Here is a 17,307-nt window from a genome sequence, read left to right as displayed (position 1 = left end):
GGGCCACACGCAGCATGGCCCGCAGGTACTCATTCTTCGTGTATTTGCTTTTCGCCTTGATTTTCTGCGTTTTGGGGTCCACCACCGCTTCGGTTTTTTCGATGAGTTCCACGGCGATGGGCAGGGCCAGCTCGCCGGCCTGGTAGAGTAGGCTGACGAAATTGAGGCCCTTGACGAAGCGGCCCTTGCTATGGTCCCAGTGGGTGCAAATCAACGCACTCGGGTCCGTGTGGGCCTTTTCCAGGATGGAATCATCCACGAGTAGCACCGCAAAGTCGTCGTCCGCCCGCTGCTGCTCGGCCGCGCGAATCACCGGCTTGGCCTGCTTCCAGACCTGCTCAGAGTCCAGATACGAACTACTCAGCCAGCGCGTGACCTGGTCGTGACTCACGGCCCCATCCATCAGCCGTGATAAACCCGTGGCCGACGTTTGACCCGTCGAACTAATCAGGTAATCTGTGTACAAATCCAGTGTGCAACTCATCACCAAACGTAAATTACTCCCCTAAATATCCGCGTAACATCAGTAAATAATTTACTTACTCGGTCCCTATTTTCTTGTGTATCTCGGGCTTTCGCAATAAGCGCAAGAAATACTTCTTCGGGATTGACTTGCAGAATTCTAGCAATATCAGATGAAGCTAAAGAGATGAACACATTTTGCCCTAGCTTATTATCCTCTATGCCCTTTACTACTTTCAGATAATCTTCATTCTGCTTTGTTGCATATTTGATGATGTTATTCAATAGCCATACAAAGTTGTTTAACTTGTTCTTATCCTTGATACTTTCTCTATCTCGCTCCGCTTGGGAATCAGATTCTAACTGCGTAAGAAAAAGCAAACGGTCGCCATCAATTTGGCTTTTTGCAACTCGAAATGAAACATATGCAGCTCCTATTGCCGAGGCAACAGGGACAATTATATTCACTAACAGTCCGTATTTCTCAGCTTCAGTCATCTTTGGTTATCTGTTCAATGAAGATTCAAAATTCATTACTCTCCAAAATTTCTTTTTCTCAACCTTATTCTTAACGCTCAGAATCTGATGGCGACGGGCAAGCTACACAGAAGCTCCAGTTTCTTTCAGCGGGCAGGGGCGAAAACTCTTGATTATCTCTTGGATACTCTGCGGAGCTCTGATAGTCGGATGGTTCTACATGAAATGTTTTCACAAAAAATTTATTGACAAAGTTGACGCAGTTCCGTTAAGAAGCAAAACTTCCAATTGACGCCGGACTTATCAACACCTTCCATTTGATATCCATAAAACTGTTGATGGATTTTGAGCACCGAACTGGAAATCGAATTGCCCATTAGCCGTGCGGCATCCGTTTGGATGGATTGTTTGAGTTCAACAATAGCTACTTCGTGTTGGCTAAACCAGATTAGTGCATAATCCGAACTGTACTTATAATCATTAGTTTTTGTGCTAGCGTTCAATTCTGGCCCCGTCATCAAATCGATGTTTCGGAAGTAGTATTCAGACCATCCTTGGCCTTCCTTCTTGTATTTAACTCCTGCTTCAACTTCAAGTTGCGCATAGCATTTTCCGCTAATTATTAACGTTTGTACGACAATAAGCAAAAAGACAAACAATACTCTCATGTCGATTTTTTTAGATGTTTATAACTAACCGGAAAGCAATATAAACAAAACCTAGTGTTTATATCTGCAAGTCAGTAAACAGTTGCCACTAAATGGATTCTTCTTACAGAACATCCATTTCTATAGCATATGGCACTCGTATTGGTGTGGAGCAACATGCTACGCAGAAGCTCCCGTTTCTTCAGCGGCGGGGGCAGCGGGCGGGGGTGGCAGCTACGCCGAAGCGGTGGGGTGTTACGGATTGTCAATCCAGTTTTCCTGCACCAAACCGGAGATATCAGCAAAGTGGCGGGTGTTGCGCGTAACCAGCGTGAGACCATGGCGGAGGGCCGTGCAACCTATCATCAGGTCGAAGTCATCGACGGGACGGCCGGCGCGGCGCAGGCGGGTTTTTTCAGCGGCGTAATGCTCAAAGCAGTCCGCAATGGGCAAAATATGGCCTTCAAAGGCAGTGCGCAGCCCATTTAGCGCCAGTCGGTTGGCGGCCTTCTTGGTTAGGGCACTGTTGGCCACGCCGTACAGCATTTCGGCGATTGTCAGCTCACTGATAAAGCAATTGCCGAAACCAATGCTGTCCAGCTTTTCAACAATGCCGTATTCGTTTTTGGTGAAATGAATGCAGATGTTGGTATCCAGCAAATAGAAGCTCATAGCGCTACGTCGCGGTCGCGGAAGTGCCGCGATTCCATCAGCATCTTATTGATTTCATCCCCGCTCTCGTCGGACTGCCAGGAACCCGCAAGCGCCAGAAAGCGCCGCCGCCGCTCTTCCTCGGAAATAGTAGCAGCCGGAGGCGTGGCAGTAGCTTTCACACCCAGCCGCTGCGCCAGATTCAGAAGCAAGTTCAGGTCAGAGTCATTCGTTGGCTCTAAAACAAGTATCGGTGTCATATTTGGCAGATGCTGAACGACGAAAAGAAACCATGCTGCTTCCAAAGCTAAGTTACGCAGAAGCTCCTGTTTCTTCAGCGGCGCGGGCAGCGGGCGCGGGTGGCGCAGGAGCGGAAGCTACGCCGAAGCGCGGGGTTCGCTCGGGCGGGGCGCGTGGAAGGCGTCAGGCGGGGCGGGCGCGCCGGGGAGGGCTTACTTGTCGTCGTAGTGGAAACGACATTGGGCAATTAGCAGCTCTTCACCTGCGACTTTGTACACCAAGCGATGCTCCTGTGTGATTCGGCGCGACCAATAGCCGCGCATGTTGCCTTTCAACAATTCGGGCTTGCCAGTACCCGCAAACGGGGTACGCATACATTCTTTCAGCAAGCCGTTGATTTTGCGCAGGATGGCCATATCCGTTATTTGCCAGTGCAGGTATTGCTCCCACGCGTCTTCATCCCACGAAAGCCGCATTAGTCTTCGATAAGGTCGTGCTGAACCCCTTCGCCGCGCTCCAAGCGCTCAATCGAAGCCAATAGTCGCTCCCGGTTGGTGCGCGTGCTCATCAGATACTCGGTCGTATTCATTGCCGCTTTTTTGCCTTTGCTGGTTACGGGCGTAAGCTTGACGGACGTAATACGCCGCAACAACTCCAACACAAACTCCGCTTCCTGGTCGGGTATTTCGAGGGTGTATTTCATACTATTCAAAACTACAAAGATTCCGCATAGTTCCAGCCGCCTGCTTGCCGCTACAAAAGAAGCGCCCATTTCTTTCAGCGGTGCGGGCAGCGGGCGGGGGGGCGCAGGAGCGGAAGCTACGCCGAAGCGGTGGGTTCGCTCAGGCGGGACCGGCGGGGCGTGGGGGGGCCGCACTGACTATTCTTTTTCGTCTCATAAGCGGCTACGCGGTGGCGGGTGGCAGCGGGGCTATTTTGCGCAGCAGGGTGTAGAGCGCGTGGTACACTTCCCGCAGGTGGGCGGGGTCGGTGAGGGCGGTTTCCTTGGTGAAGGTGAGGTGCACGTCGGCGCCGGGCTCGTCGGAAGTGGGGGCCAGCGTGAGGCGGCACTCCTGGTAGCGCAGCAGGGTCTGGCGCAGGGCGGTATCGGGCAGGAGCAGCTCGCGCAGGGCGGCTTCGTTGTTGGTGGTGATGATGAAGGCGGCGTCCAGCTCCGGGTCGCCCAGCTTCACATCGGTCATGCCTAGCAGCTTGCCCAGCTCATGCAGCCAGTCCTGCTCGTGCAGGGCAAAGCGCAGGCGGGTATGGTTGGGCACCAGGGCAGTGAGGGTAGTGCTCTGGAAACCGCCCTCGAAGCCGCCGCCTAGGTCAATCTCAATATCGAGCTGCATGTGGTAACCGTCCTGAATCAACTCGGCGGTGTAGTCAAACAGGTCGCCTTGATGGGTAATGCTGGCTGCAACCGCATTCCATAGGATGGTTTCGTTATCGGCGGAAAATACGTGCACGTTGCTCATAAGCGGGAAGATAGGCAGGCGCCAACGCCTGGGGTTTATGTAGTGGTACTGTGTTGCGGGGCCAGAGGTTGTAGGCCGGGCAGATGCTTGCCATTGCGTTGGTGGGGCTATAGGCTCGCCTGGCCGTCATGCTCATCTGGCGTCGGCTGCGCAGACGCCAGATGAGCATGACGTTCCTTTATTTCAATTGCCCTTAACCAAACATTTAACTCCTGTTTAAATGGGACTTACCCCGGCCACAGCGCCCCACTCTACAGCTCCCACTCCCCTGCCAGCAGGCGCGGCAACAGGGGCTGCAGCATGCGGTGGGTGGCGCCCCACAGGTAGTGCGGCCCTATTCGCCAGAAGGAAACCAACTCCGGCACCGCATGGCCGGCAAAATCCCACAGCTCCTGCCCGGCATTGGCGGGGTCGGTGAGGTGCGGCAGGGGCACTTCCAGCACTTCGGCTATTTCGGGCTGGGCAAAGCGCCACGTGGGCGGCGGCGCTACGCGGGCCAGAAACGGGGCAATGTGGAAGCCAGAGGTGTGGGTTTGGACGGGCGGCAGCGCGGCCAGCACCTCAATGGCGGTGGCGGGCAGGCCGATTTCCTCTTCGGTCTCGCGCAGGGCGGTGGCCAGCAGCGAGGCATCGGAGGGGTCGCGCTTGCCCCCGGGAAATGCCAGCTGCCCGCCGTGCACGCCAAAGTCGCCGCGCCGTACCAGCACGAGCGTAGCCTCGCCAGCGGCGTTGCGGAACACGGGCACGAGCACGGCTGATTGGCGTAGGGCAACGGGGGAGCTCATGCGGCGCTATACGTGGCCTCCCCCATGGAGTACAGCACCCGCATGGCTTTTAAGCCCAACTCCTTCCATGAAGAGCCAAAGCACAAGCGTGGGCCTGCCATGGAAAGCGGACAAGGCAATATTCGGTAGTAAACTTTTCCCCTCCCCCCTCGGGGCCGGCGATGGCGGTGGAGCGCGATAAATGAGCTTCGCAAACCCTCTGGTGCAGCATCAGTTCGCGGAACGGGGGCGGCTTTCGTTTCCTCATCGGTGAAACTATCCGGGCAGGACGCTGAAACCTTCAGCTCTGGCTCAGTGGCGGGGCGCTAAGTCTGCAAAGGAATGAAAGGCCGCCGTGGTGATTTGCTTTCAGCGAAAGTGCCGCGTGACGCGGCCGCCCACAGCAGAGCCCTGACCCGTGCCGAAGCACGAGCCAGGGCTCGCTTAAAACGACCTCATCAGGCCATAGCTCCTGCAGGTGGGCGGCGTCTCAGGCTTGTCAAGCGTAGCGCACCTGTTATCGCCGGCCTTCAGGTAAACCGGTGGTTACCTTACTCTGCCTCGTGGTAGATAAATTTATTTAAGGATATGTGGTATTCTTTGGGAGAGGAGGTGTAGCTGATGGTATAGGTGGTAGGGTAATAGCCGGCTCGCGCAAATGCCTGGGGCTGGCGAATTTCTATCGTCTCACTTTTCATTTCCTCGAGGTACTTGAGCGTAAACATCGGCTCCAGAAAAGTCAGTCTGCCTTGGTAGCTGCCGTAAATAAAGGTTTTGGTGAACACACCGTCAGGCTGAAATTCATCCGAGCGTAAATCCACCGCGTGGGCACCCATGTTTGGCACCAGGCCAGGCCCCATCAAGTAGTCTGCTGGCAGGTATTTCGCAGCTGGTTGTGTATCAAAGGCAGGGGGCGCCAGGAACGGGATGGTAGCCTGAAACGCGCTGGATATCATGTAGAAATGCACGTCGAAGTGAGGCAAGGTGTAGATGTGGTCCGGTTCGTGGCCTTGCGGGTTCCACCCAAGCTCGATGTGGTCGAAGGGGGGCACGGCTACCTGGTGGGGCAGCTGAAGCGTGTACTCCGTGGGGCTACTCCCCTGGCTTAGCATTGATTTGGCAGAAAGGTCAATTCCAATGGCAAGGGGCTTGCCATTGGAGCCCACTTCCACCCAGGCCCGGCCCACGCCCTGGCCCATGGGCTTTGCGGGCCCGTAAAATGTTTTGGTTTTGTCTGCCTTGGCCTCCCCTTGGCTGCTGCTGCTCAGGACGGGCTCAACGGCATCTTGTTTGGAGCAAGCGGGCCCCACCAAAGCAATGCAGGCCAGAAGCAGCCCACTTAGGATGGCAGGCAATTGACGTTGATTTCGCTGCGCCACCTCACAAGAAGCTACAGGTTAATCCACCTTCTTCTCAATTTTGTTAGCTGAAGTTTGGTGCGAGCGCAGCATGGTCAGTGTCCGATTGGCAAATCCTTTCACAGTTTGCATTTCGGCGGTCATACTCTTTGCTTGGAACATGGCAACATCCATCTTGTGGGCAGTCTCCATCATGTCCATGTAGGCCTCATCAAAGTCTTTGCCTGTTTTGCTTTTCAACTGGTCCAGCATGGCCTGGTGCGCCGGCATCATAGCTTGTGGGAGCTTCACGCCCAGCGGAGAGGCCACGTTCTTTAGCTCCTGAGTGGCCTGTGTGTGGTGGCTCACCATCATTTGGGCGAACTGCTTTACCTCCCCCCTGCTGGCCTGCTGCAAAGCCAGCTTGCCCACCTGAATCTCAAGCAGGTTGCTACTGGCTGCGTTCATCAGGAACACGGGGTCTTTCATGGTGGCGAACGTACCCATGAAGGCGGTCATTTCCGGGGTAGCGGCCATGCCCCTAGTGCCCATGGCTGCGTCGCTGGACGCGGCGCCCGAGCCCGGCAATGCGCCGTTGTTGGCCATGCCGGAGTTGGCGTCGGGGGTGGGGTTTGTGTCCGTGCCCATGCGCGTGGCATCGGCGCTATCCGATACAGAAACGGCGGTGCTGCCGGTTCCACCCGCATTGCTGATGGTGGCCTCCGTGCTGCTACAAGCTGTGCCGATTACTGAGGCACTGGCCACCAATAAATAGGCAATTACTTTCATCGTTTTCATACGGATTAAAGTTTAAGTTAAATGCAATTATGCTATAATATAGCTAACTCTGGAACGAGTGGGTATTTTTCTGATTTCAAACACGCAAAAAATGGTCTTTATCGCAATAGCACCAAACCCGCTAAATAGCGCTAACCTATTCACTATACGAATGTTGAACGCCCGTGTTGTTGCTGCGTTTGTTGGTACTGAAAAGTCAGCGTAAGTATGTTACAATTGCGCGGTTGCACGAAGGCTGAGCTGCCCAATCTGCACTTTATAGCAGGGCAAATGCCCAGCATCGGCGCTTATTTCCGGGTTGCTAGTACCTCCCGCACCGACGTCCACCGAATATCAGGGTAGCGGGCATTGTCGAGGGGCGTGAGCTTGGGCAGGCCCGTGAACATGTTGTGCAGGTACTGCATGCCCTGCCAGGGCGGAAACACTTCGTTACTGGTCGGCATCAGGGTTTTGGTCGCCTTTATCAGCCCGCCCAGCACGCTCACCGGACCTACTCGCAATAGCTTGAATGGCTGGCCGGTGGCCTGGCTGGCGGCCTGCTGCAGGCCGCGCACGCTGGCCACCTCCCCGGCCACGCGCAGGTAGCGCGGGGCCGTAGGGTCCAGCGCCGCCGCCGCCGTGAATTCGGCCGTGTTGGCTGTGGTGGTAAAATCCAGCGGCTGGTCGGCGCGGCCGTAGTACATCACGCGCTTCAGGCCGAAGAGCACCACCGGCGCCTGGCCGGTGAGCAGGTCCGTAAACATGCCGTTGAGCACCGATGTGGCCTGAATGGGGGCGTGGTCGAGCCGCTGGTTGAACTCCCGGCGCAGGTCCAGGTTGCGGTTCGAGCCGTTGGGCAGCTTGGTGTAGTCAATAGACTTGTTGCAGCGGTTAGGCTGCGGGATATTTGGGCATGAAAATTTCCATTCAGGATTTAAAAACGCCCCGTCAGTGGCGTTCTGCGTTGGGGTGTGATGCGCACCATTTTGCGCAGCTGTTGGTTGTATTCCGACGCGCTTATGCGGCCGTGCACGAGGTGCAACTGGCTGACCGAATGGTCATTCACCCAGCGGGCACGCGCATGAGAGATGAAGAAGACTTGCTCTTTTTTACCTTGTTCAGTTGCAAATCCGGGCTGACTTATGACGTGCTCGGGCTGGTCTGCGGGCTGGACGGGGCCACGGCCAAGCGCCGGCAAGACGAAGGATTGGCCGTGTTGCGCGAAGCGTTGCGGCTGGCAAACTGTTTGCCCGAACGCGAATTTCAATCCCCTGCCGAATTGCAGCGCTACTTTTCTAAACGGCGGGCCGTGCTCGTTGATGCCACCGAATTTGCCACGCAACGGCCGCAGGAAAAAGCGGCGCAAAAAGCGCAATACAGTGGTAAAAAAAACGCCACACGTTAAAAGCCCTCATCCTGGCCGATGCACAGCGGAAATTGATTTACGTGGGCCGGTTGGTGCCGGGGGCAATGCACGACTTCACGTTGCTGAAACAGGATTTTCCACCAGACAAGCAGTGGTTTAACGGCCTGACGGTACGCTTGGATTCCGGCTTTCAAGACTTTGGCAAAACCTATGCATACGAGAAATTATTTCTGCCAACGAAGAAACCGCGCGGCGGGAAATTGACCAAAAACAATAAGTTTCGCAATTTGCAACAAGCCCGCAAACGCGTGGTAGTGGAACACAGCATCGGTGGCCTAAAACGGTACCGTATTTTGTCTGACCGCCTGCGCATGCACAACCTGGAACAGTTTGATGTGGCGCTGGAGGTATGCGCCGGCCTATGGAACTTCTGCTTAACTCATTGATAATTCAGTGCAACAAGTCTAATGGAATAATCAGACGGGATGAAGCGGGGCACGCCGGCCGCCACAGCCGCGTCGAGCAGGCGCTTCTGGCCGTCCACAATCACGTCGCGCAGCCCCGACAGGGCCGACACCACGCAGGCTGCGTCCGAGCAGGCCTGGGTAAGGGCCGTAACGCTGTTCAAATCAACCTCCACCACTTCGGCGCCCAGCTCGCGCAGTTTCGCTACTTCGGGCCTGGTATTGCCGGGCCGCACCAGGGCCCGCACCACGGCGCCCCGCCGGAGCAGGGCCTGCGCAATGCGAAAGCCCAGGTCGCCGGTAGCGCCGGCCAGCACGATGGTGGCGGGAGTAGCACTGGCGCCGGGTTGCGGTGTTGTAGCGGGTGTCGTCAAAGTTGGAGTGTTGTGCGTGGACTTGGGCAACGCGTGGCCGCACGTTTGATTAGCGGGGCGAGTACTAGGCACCAATTTTAGAGCGTGCGCTTCTGAATCTTCTGCAGTTCCTGCTCATACATTCCGGTGGCAGCCTTTTCCCGGCGAGCCACGGCCACGGCTTGCCGCTGCATGGCCTCGGCTTCGCTGAAGAGCCGCAAGCGGTAGAGCAAGTGGGCCAGCGTGTCGTAGTGGTGGGAAGTAGGGTCCAGGTCGACGGTGCGTTTGCTCCATTGCATGGCGCGCAGCAAGTACTGGCTGTTGCGGGTGCCGGTTTGGTAGATGCTCCAGGCGCCGTTGTTCAGTTCCTGCAAAAAGAAAGCCGACGCCCCACCCGTTCCAACGGCCCGGGCCATAGTTGTGACGCGGCCGCTGCTGTCGGATGGCATGCGTGGCGGCTTGCCAGCGGCCTGAACTAGACGTTGGCGGTTGGCCGCCTGCTCCTGCCGGGAAGCTTGCATGACGGCCAGCGCCTTCTTCACCGAATCGGCGGGCAAGTTGTAGTAAGTGCGTTCATAAAAACTCACGGCCGAACGCAGGTAAGCAGCGGTGTCTTTCGTGCTACGGTAAAATTGCAGCATATTGCTTTCGTAAGCCGCCATGCCGCGTTGGTGGTTTGTGTTCCAGCTGGCCCGCGAAAAATCGGCCGCCTTAGTAGCCAGCGCGCGGTCTTTCGTTGCAATGGCCTGCGCCATGGTGTTGGTGATAATGGTTCGGTTGATGGCCACGCGCTGCGCCAGCGGCAGCGTTCGGTACAGGCTATCGTACACCTTCATGTTCAGGCGGGTCAGCTGCTGGGCTTTGCTGCCCAGCACAGGGCCGTTTTCCAGAATAAAAAGCACTTCAGCGCCTTGGTCCAATGCCTTCACGGGCAGTGCCTCCACGTAGGCTTCGAGCAAAGTGGTTTCCACAAGCTGGCCCAGCTGCCGCCGTTTGGCAACGTACCGCCGAAGAAATTCTGGTGACCTATTCCCTTTCTCAAACTCCTCCTGCAGGCGACTAAGGTTGGCGGGGTCAGCCTGCGCCTGTTGGAAAGCTTCCAGGTCCTGCAGGTAGCGTTGCCCGGCGTTGGCGTTGCCGGAGCGGCGGTAAAGCAAGCTGCCGTCGGGGTTGAAGTACAGGTAAGTGGGCCACTGCGAAACCTTGTACTGCTGGACTAGGGCAGCACTTTCGCGGGAGCCAAACGCCAGTTCTCTGCTCAAAAACCCCTTGTTGAGTGCACTGACCACGGCCGGGGTATTCAGCCCTGAGGTGTTGCGCGACTTTTTGAGAGCGTCCGGCAGGTTGGCGGGGGCAGGCGGCATAGCCAGCAGCACGAAAACCGGCTTGTTCTGTTGTCGCGCTTTGGCAAAAACTTGTGCAAGGGAGTCTTTTTCGAAGCGAATACTTTGAGCGCACGCAACTTGCGCGGCGCAGAAAAAGGTGGGGTAGAGCAGTAGCAGGTGCTTCATGTGATGAGGTAGTGGCAATCAGTGGGAGGGTGCTAAAAGTAGCACACGTTGCCTCAGCACCCAGATTTTTTGATGCTACCGGCCAAGGGGCGTTCGGCCTGCTGGGCTACTTTTTCGACGGCAGCAGCCCAAGGCCCTTGCCCAGCATCCAATCGAAAAGGCGGTCTGGAAGCAGCTTGGGTATCAGCCAGCTTCGCAGCAGGTCGGGCGCGATGCTGTAGCGCAGTCGGGGCCGGGGCGTTTCCAGGATGCGCACCAGGCGCCCGGCCACGTACTCCGGCGTGAGGCCTTGGTTGCGGGTGCGGTTCACGAAGGTGGCGAAGCGCTGCGCGGGCCCATGGTAGGGCGTGTCGCGGTACGGCTCCAAGTCCATCCCCTTGTCCCAGATGGGCGTTTTGGTCACGCCCAGGCCGATGAGCACCACGGGCACGCCAAACAGCTGCAACTCACGCCGCCACGTAGCCGAGAGGCCCTCCAGGGCAAATTTGGTGCCCACGTAAGCGCCCATAAACGGCGAGGCCACCTGCCCACTCACCGAGCCGATGTTGATGACGCGGCCGGGCTGCCCCTGGAAATCCGGCCTAGCTCCGAGCAGCGGCAAAAACGCCTGCGTTACCTGCACCAGTCCCAGCACATTCACCTCAAAATGCTGCCGTACCACGTCCATGGGCTGGTACAGCAGCGGCCCGCCCAGGGCAATGCCGGCGTTGTTGATAAGCCCGCGCAGGGGCTCGCCGGCCAGCTGGCGCGCCACGTCGGCCGCTGCCTGCGCAATGGCGGGGCCATCGGTTACGTCAAACAGCAGCGGGGCGAAGTTGTCGCCCAGCTCGGCCTGCAGGCGGGCGGCATCGACGGGGGTGCGCACGCTGCCGAACACCCAGTAGCCCCGGGCCAGAAAAGCGCGGGCCGTGGCCAGGCCCAGGCCGCTCGAAACGCCGGTGATGACCAGGGCCGGAAGGGAAGTCTGCATGCGGTGTAAGGTAGGGGAATTATCGAGGAGCGGGCAGATTTCATGGGTTTAGGGACCATTATCCTTGCGTTTAGGGGCAGTATTAATGGAATTAATGACCGGGCATACCTGCGGTAGTGCCCCATTTATCCGGTAAAGCAGGTAACGTTGGAAGGACGTGGGCGGATAGCCGGGGCTTTCTCAACGCGGTGTTTGGGTTGCCTGCCACCGGTTTGCATAGTGCGTGCTGCTGGGCCACTTCGGCAAGCATGACACGCTGCGCAAGCACAGCCGACGCTGGGCCCCAAAAGGCATTCGGCAACGCTTATTCGAGGCCGTACAGGAACCCAAACTGGACTTGGTGATGCCCGGAATTCGACCGTAGTGCTGTCTCACGCGCAGGCAGCGGGCAGCGGCAAAAACCTTGTGGGGAACAAAGCCCTCGGCCGCAGTCGCGGCGAGCTGACCACCAAGCGGCACGTGGTGGCCGACGCGCAAGGCCATCCGTTGCGAGTGGTACCCGGGCCAGGCCAGCAGGCCAATTGCCGCCGCACTCAGCGGACTTACTAGCCGCTGAGTGCGCTGCCAACGCGCTGGCTGGCAGTATTCATTATACAAGTGCCGTGGTGAGCGCTGTGCAGGCGCTGGACGTGCATGGCGTTATTTCCACCAAAAAGAGCCGTGCAGTCTTTCGGCCCATTCAAGCAACCTGTACTTCGACCGGAATTAAGCCGAGCGCTTCCCCAGCCGCCTTACGCAGTTCCGCCGATTGCTACCTAGTTATGACAAAACGGCCAACGATTTCCTGAGCATGGCTCATCATGTCTCCTCCTCACTCTGGCTCCGACAATTGTCTGTATAAGCTAGATGATGCAGTAACCAGATTAGCCGCTAGAGCAGGCCAGTACTACTGTTGAGGTAAAGGATAATGACTCCTTATATAAGCGTATCATTTTTACAATATCACGTGTTTTTTTTCAGCATGCCAAGTTATCCCACTATCGTCAGGTTGAATCCAGAAGACTATTAGAAGTTGTGCTCCACGCTCGGTCTTTTAAGCATAACTCGGTATTAAGAATCAGGCGTTGCTCTTGATTCATATACCTTTTATTCTATTAACTGTTTGAATAACACGCATTATTATTCAATGCTATACGCTGATTGTCAAATTAATACATTATAAAATCATGTGTACTCACGCAGTCTTAGGCAAACTTTTTAGTCTGTCCTTCACGCTATGCTATTTCTTACTCTCCTACTCCTCCAACAGTTAAAAATAAACTAAAAAATGAACTTTTTTCTTCATGGACAGATACAAGAAAAAATGAACATAACAACAAACGAAGTTTAAAGGCGATACATATTTTGTATTAATCAAACATGAAGTTGCATCATAAGTAAAATTCTCGTATATTAGCAATAGTGAAATGCATAAGACACACTCACACCCATAATTACTACTGCTATGAAATCATTTCTCCGCACTTTTCTGATACTTATTACTCTTACCGGTTGGCTTTCAGCGCCGGCGCTGGCTCAGCAGTGCACTTACAGAGCCACGAGTGATGGCGGTTTTTTCGACTCTAACACGTGGGAAGTAACTGGCATGACGTTGGATGGAGGTATTTGCCCTGATATCCCAGTACGTACCCTGCTCGGTGTAACTATTGATATCAGCGGCCATAATATCACGCTCTCAGATAATCTCGTAATAGGTGCTCGTAGCAACCTTATTATCAATGATGGCACGTTCACGGTGGCTGCTGATAAAATGCTCACAATTGCCGACGGTGGCAACCTTACAATTTCGAGTCGTGGCTCACTGGTTCTGGGAGAAGGCAGCAAACTAATGGGTACAGGTTATGACCTCGTGTTGGGCAATGGTACCACCTCGTTGGCTGCAACTAACCTGAAGCTCTCAAGTGGTGCCACTGTAAAATTGAACACACTAACCATCAGGAAGGGAACTGTTAATGTTGCTTCAGGCGCCACTCTTACCACCGCATGTAATCTTGTTCTCCTTACTTCGAACATCATTGACGACGGCACTATTAATGTCGGAGGTCATCTTGACCTTTCCGATAGAGGCGCCAATAACACTCTTTGCAATACTAACAACGCATTTGCAGGACAGGGACCTCCTACGTTGACGGTAGAAGGCTGTGTTTTTGGTGGGAATGGGGCCACCACACATCTGCTAAGAAATTGTGCCGCGGGCGTACTATCGGTATGCATAAGAGGTAGATTTACCGAAGCGCCACAAATCGTGAATTGCAACAATGGGCCTGTTGCAGGTACCAACGCCAACGAGCAAGCCTGTGATGCCGAGGCGCCCAGCTTTTGCAAACCACTGCCTGTTGAACTCGTTTCATTCACGGCTATTGCCAGCAATCAGCAGAAAGTTAGCCTTAAATGGGCCACGGCCACCGAGAAAAACAGCGCCAACTTCGTGGTCGAGCGCTCAGCCGATGGCAAGGATTTCCAGGCCGTTCGTACAGTACCCGCCGCCGGCCACTCAACGGGCCGCATAGACTACGAGGTGGTAGATGATAAGCCCCTGACGGGCACCAGCTACTGCTACTACCGCCTGAAACAAGTCGACCTGGACGCTACCTTTAGTTACTCCCCGGTTCGGGCAGTGAAACTAAGCAGCGTGGGCAATGGCGCTCTGGATGTGTATCCGGGCAACGTGGACCAGCAATGGGTGGCAAGTAGCAACCTGCCGGCCGAGGTAATGAGCACTGACGCGTTACAGGTAGTTGATATCCTGGGCCGGGTGCAATCCGTACCATTCCCTGCTATCAAGGAAGGGCGCTGGACGCTGGACATGCATATGCTACCCGCGGGGGTATACATTGTGCGGCTGAAGACAAGCATGGGCCTGTTCAGCCAGCGAATAGTGAAATAACCGAAAGCAGATTTTAAGCAACCTGGGCCCGCTGAGTAACGCGTCACATGCGTTACTCAGCGGGCCCAGGTTGCTTAAGTAGTGCGTCCGAAGACCTTGAAGAGTCCATTAGTTGGCCGTTACATCTTGCAACTCGTTACTATGACTTCGATTTCCATCGTAAATTCATGATTTAAGCCCTGTTTTCCCCGCGAACCCGAACACAATGAAATACCTATTTACGCTGGTGCTGCTAACGTTTGCCTTCGCCGGGCAGGCGGTGCCTCTCACCTTCCGGGTTGACATGACTGGGCAAACGGTGGGCGCTACGGGCGTGCACGTAGCCGGCACCTTTCAGGCCGCCGCGGGCTTCGCCAGCAACTGGAATCCGGCCACCACCGCCCTCACCGACCCCGATGGCGACCGCATTTTTGAGGTGACGGTGAACGTGCCGGCGGGCGAATACCTCTACAAGTTTGTGAACGGCAACAGCTGGGCCGGGGCCGAAGTGCCGAACGCCAGCTGCGGCGTGACCGATGGCGGCGGCAACGTCAACCGGCAGCTCAGCCTGGGCAGCACGGCCCTGCGCCTGCCCAGCGTGGGCTTTGGCGGTTGCAATACCCAGGTGAAATTCGCCGTGAACATGCAAGGCCAAACCGTGAGCAGCGCGGGCGTGCACGTGGTGGGCAACTTCCAGGCCCTGGCTGGCTACGGGGCCAACGGTACTCCCGCCGCCATCGAGCTGCGCGATGCGGACGGCGACGGCACCTACGAAGTGCAGCTCTCGTTGCCGGCGCCCGGCCGCTTTTTCTACCGGTTTGTGAACGGCAACACCCTGGCCGGGGCCGAAACCGTGCCCAGCGCCTGCGGCAGCGACGACGGCACCGGCACCCTGCACCGCGTGCTCGACGCCACGGCGCCTGTGAACAAACCTGCTCCTACCTGCTTTGCCAGCTGCCAGGGCTGCGGCTCCGCTCCCGCTAACAGCTACAGCACCTTCTGGTGGAACGATGCCGTGTTTTACGAGGTATTCGTGCGCAGCTTCTACGACAGCAACGGCGACGGCAAGGGCGACTTTGCGGGCCTGACCGCCAAGCTGGACTACCTCAACGACGGCAACCCCGCCACCACCACGGACTTGGGCGTGACGGCCCTCTGGCTGATGCCCATGATGGAGTCGCCAAGCTACCACGGCTACGACGTGACCAACTACAAAGCCACCGAGCCCGACTATGGGACTATGGCCGAATTCGAAGCCTTTCTGGCAGCGGCCCACGCGCGCGGCATCAAAGTGATAATTGATTTGGTGCTCAACCACGCTTCCAGCCAGCACCCGTGGTTTACGCAGGCGGCCAGCAGTGCCACCAGCCCCTACCGCGACTGGTTCCGGTGGTCGGCCACGCGCCCCAGCTACCAGGGGCCCTGGGGCCAAACGGTGTGGCACCAGCGCAACGGCAGCTATTACTACGGTATTTTCTGGGAAGGAATGCCCGACCTGAACTGGCAGAATCCGCAGCTGAAAGCCGCCATGTGGGATGCGTCGCGGTTTTGGCTGGCCAAGGGCGTAGACGGCTACCGGCTCGATGCCGTGAAGTACCTCGACGAGACCGGCACCACGCTGGAGGACACCCCGGAGACCTTTCGCATTCTGGAAGAATTTCACGATTCGGTGAAACGCGTGAACCCCAATGCCTTCACCGTGGGCGAAGCGTGGTCGAACACCGCGCGGGTACGGCCCTACGTCGTCAACGACCGGCTGGACGTGTGTTTTGAGTTTGATTTGGCTTCGGCCATCATCAATGGCATCAACTCCGGCAGCCCCGCTGCACTGCGCTCCCAGCTGAACCTGGTAGATGCCACCTACCCCAAGCTGCAGTACGCCACCTTTCTCACCAACCACGACCAGAACCGTGTGCTGGGCGAGTTCAACGGCAACCTGGCCCTGATGAAGCAGGCAGCGGCCCTGTACCTCACCATGCCCGGCGTGCCCTTCCTGTACTACGGCGAGGAAGTGGGCATGCTGGGCGCCGGCCCCGACGAGGAAAAGCGCAAGCCCATGCAATGGACCACGGGCGCCAACGCGGGCTTTACTTCCGGCTCGCCGTGGCGAAGCGTCAACTCCAACTACCAGCAGTTCAACGTAGCCACCCAGCAGGCCGACCCGGCCTCATTGCTCAACCACTACAAGAAACTGATTGGTCTGCGCACGTCGTCGGAAGTGCTGCGCAAGGGCTATTTACTGCCCCTCACTACCACTTCCGGCAGCCTGCTGAGCTACGCCAGGGTGCACAACCAGGAAGCCGTGGTGGTGGTATCCAACTTCGCCAACACGGCCGTGAGCGCGGCGGCGGTGTCGTTAGCGGTGTCGTCGCTCCCGGCGGGCACGTACCAGGCCACCGACCTGTACTCGGGCCAGACGGCAGGCTCGCTTATCGTGGATGCACAGGGCGGCTTCAGCAACTGGGCGGCGGCCCTGCCCGCCTTGGCTGCCCGCCAGACGTGGGTGCTCCGGCTCACGCTGGCGCAGCCCACGGCCACCGCCACGGGCAAAGCGGCTTTTGCGCTCCAGCTTTATCCCAATCCCGCCACGGCCCTGGTAACCATGGTGCTGCCGGCCACGGCCGCTTCGCAATACCGCCTGACCGTGTACGACCTGCAGGGCCGCACCCGCAGCACGCAGTACGTAGGGGGCCGCACCCACACTCTTGATACCAGCACCTGGGCCAACGGCACGTATTTCGTGCAAATTCGGGGCGAAGCGGGCGTGGCCACGCAGCGGCTGGTGGTAGCGCACTAGGCCGGGCCAGCCGCGTGGTAGGGTAGTTGGAAAAGCTACTTAACCCGTCTATAAGTTGTTTGAATCAATAAGAACGGTCATGCTGAGCCTGTCGAAGCATCTCTACCGCTTCGCCTGAATCGTTCTACGAAGCAGTAGAGATGCTTC

At 56.9% G+C, this 17,307-nt stretch carries 20 protein-coding genes; 5 read left to right on the top strand and 15 right to left on the bottom strand.

Annotated features, from left to right (window positions below):
* The 12 genes from BEN48_RS03465 to BEN48_RS03410 all read right to left on the bottom strand — a co-directional run.
* The coding region (locus BEN48_RS03465) for a transposase (protein ID WP_141764576.1) at positions 1–484 on the bottom strand (484 nt) is incomplete at its 3' end.
* Positions 484–960, bottom strand: a complete 477-nt coding sequence (locus BEN48_RS03460; protein WP_070732960.1) for a hypothetical protein — start codon at positions 958–960, stop codon at positions 484–486. The genes BEN48_RS03460 and BEN48_RS03465, both read right to left, overlap by 1 nt.
* A gap of 221 nt (positions 961–1,181) precedes the next feature.
* Positions 1,182–1,607 (bottom strand): hypothetical protein, encoded by a 426-nt coding sequence (locus BEN48_RS03455; protein WP_070732958.1) that lies wholly within the window; start codon positions 1,605–1,607, stop codon positions 1,182–1,184.
* Positions 1,608–1,841: 234 nt separating this feature from the next.
* Positions 1,842–2,258, bottom strand: a complete 417-nt coding sequence (locus tag BEN48_RS03450) for a type II toxin-antitoxin system VapC family toxin (RefSeq protein ID WP_070732956.1) — start codon at positions 2,256–2,258, stop codon at positions 1,842–1,844.
* Positions 2,255–2,419 (bottom strand): hypothetical protein, encoded by a 165-nt coding sequence (locus BEN48_RS03445; RefSeq protein WP_206599810.1) that lies wholly within the window; start codon positions 2,417–2,419, stop codon positions 2,255–2,257. Before BEN48_RS03445 ends, BEN48_RS03450 begins: the two co-directional genes overlap by 4 nt.
* Before the next feature lie 270 nt (positions 2,420–2,689).
* On the bottom strand, positions 2,690–2,953 hold the full coding sequence (locus BEN48_RS03440; protein ID WP_070732952.1) for a Txe/YoeB family addiction module toxin: 264 nt from the start codon (positions 2,951–2,953) through the stop codon (positions 2,690–2,692).
* Positions 2,953–3,180, bottom strand: a complete 228-nt coding sequence (locus BEN48_RS03435) for a type II toxin-antitoxin system Phd/YefM family antitoxin (RefSeq protein WP_070732950.1) — start codon at positions 3,178–3,180, stop codon at positions 2,953–2,955. Before BEN48_RS03435 ends, BEN48_RS03440 begins: the two co-directional genes overlap by 1 nt.
* 202 nt (positions 3,181–3,382) lie before the next feature.
* A complete protein-coding gene (locus BEN48_RS03430; RefSeq protein WP_070732948.1) occupies positions 3,383–3,955 on the bottom strand; it encodes a hypothetical protein in 573 nt (190 codons plus the stop codon).
* Positions 3,956–4,206: 251 nt separating this feature from the next.
* A complete protein-coding gene (locus BEN48_RS03425) occupies positions 4,207–4,740 on the bottom strand; it encodes an NUDIX hydrolase (protein WP_070732946.1) in 534 nt (177 codons plus the stop codon).
* A 530-nt stretch (positions 4,741–5,270) separates the two neighbouring features.
* Positions 5,271–6,074, bottom strand: a complete 804-nt coding sequence (locus BEN48_RS03420; RefSeq protein ID WP_070732944.1) for a DUF5602 domain-containing protein — start codon at positions 6,072–6,074, stop codon at positions 5,271–5,273.
* Between the two features lie 42 nt (positions 6,075–6,116).
* Positions 6,117–6,854, bottom strand: coding sequence for a DUF4142 domain-containing protein (locus tag BEN48_RS03415; protein ID WP_070732942.1), 738 nt, complete (start codon positions 6,852–6,854; stop codon positions 6,117–6,119).
* Between the two features lie 287 nt (positions 6,855–7,141).
* Positions 7,142–7,597, bottom strand: coding sequence for a Rossmann-fold NAD(P)-binding domain-containing protein (locus BEN48_RS03410; protein ID WP_193408649.1), 456 nt, complete (start codon positions 7,595–7,597; stop codon positions 7,142–7,144).
* A 149-nt stretch (positions 7,598–7,746) separates the two neighbouring features.
* Here BEN48_RS03410 and BEN48_RS03405 point away from each other — a divergent pair, with 149 nt between their 5' ends.
* On the top strand, positions 7,747–8,238 hold the full coding sequence (locus BEN48_RS03405) for a hypothetical protein (protein ID WP_070732938.1): 492 nt from the start codon (positions 7,747–7,749) through the stop codon (positions 8,236–8,238).
* Positions 8,239–8,279: 41 nt separating this feature from the next.
* Positions 8,280–8,645 carry a transposase family protein gene (locus tag BEN48_RS03400; RefSeq protein WP_241502156.1) on the top strand — a complete coding sequence of 122 codons (366 nt, stop codon included), beginning with the start codon at positions 8,280–8,282 and terminating at the stop codon, positions 8,643–8,645.
* On the opposite strand, the gene BEN48_RS03395 is transcribed toward BEN48_RS03400, so the two are convergent.
* The 3 genes from BEN48_RS03395 to BEN48_RS03385 form a co-directional block, all read right to left on the bottom strand.
* A complete protein-coding gene (locus BEN48_RS03395; protein ID WP_083320715.1) occupies positions 8,639–9,037 on the bottom strand; it encodes an NmrA family NAD(P)-binding protein in 399 nt (132 codons plus the stop codon). The genes BEN48_RS03400 and BEN48_RS03395 overlap by 7 nt on opposite strands.
* Before the next feature lie 77 nt (positions 9,038–9,114).
* The gene (locus tag BEN48_RS03390; RefSeq protein WP_070732933.1) at positions 9,115–10,527 is read right to left on the bottom strand and encodes a hypothetical protein; all 1,413 of its coding nucleotides are present in this window, start codon (positions 10,525–10,527) and stop codon (positions 9,115–9,117) included.
* Between the two features lie 106 nt (positions 10,528–10,633).
* Positions 10,634–11,497 carry an SDR family NAD(P)-dependent oxidoreductase gene (locus tag BEN48_RS03385; RefSeq protein ID WP_070732931.1) on the bottom strand — a complete coding sequence of 288 codons (864 nt, stop codon included), beginning with the start codon at positions 11,495–11,497 and terminating at the stop codon, positions 10,634–10,636.
* 405 nt (positions 11,498–11,902) lie between these two features.
* Between BEN48_RS03385 and BEN48_RS19000 the strand changes: the two genes are divergently transcribed.
* The 3 genes from BEN48_RS19000 to BEN48_RS03370 all read left to right on the top strand — a co-directional run bounded on the left by BEN48_RS19000 (position 11,903) and on the right by BEN48_RS03370 (position 17,160).
* A complete protein-coding gene (locus tag BEN48_RS19000) occupies positions 11,903–12,046 on the top strand; it encodes a hypothetical protein (protein ID WP_158010090.1) in 144 nt (47 codons plus the stop codon).
* Positions 12,047–12,941: 895 nt separating this feature from the next.
* The gene (locus BEN48_RS18580) at positions 12,942–14,384 is read left to right on the top strand and encodes a T9SS type A sorting domain-containing protein (RefSeq protein ID WP_125932455.1); all 1,443 of its coding nucleotides are present in this window, start codon (positions 12,942–12,944) and stop codon (positions 14,382–14,384) included.
* Positions 14,385–14,589: 205 nt separating this feature from the next.
* Entirely contained in the window at positions 14,590–17,160 is a 2,571-nt protein-coding gene (locus BEN48_RS03370; protein ID WP_070732926.1) for an alpha-amylase family glycosyl hydrolase, read from the top strand.
* Positions 17,161–17,307: the final 147 nt, after the last annotated feature.

Source organism: Hymenobacter glacialis (assembly GCF_001816165.1).
GTDB lineage: Bacteria > Bacteroidota > Bacteroidia > Cytophagales > Hymenobacteraceae > Hymenobacter > Hymenobacter glacialis.
Note: the sequence above shows the minus strand (reverse complement) of the source record. Positions and strands in the feature narration are given on the sequence as shown.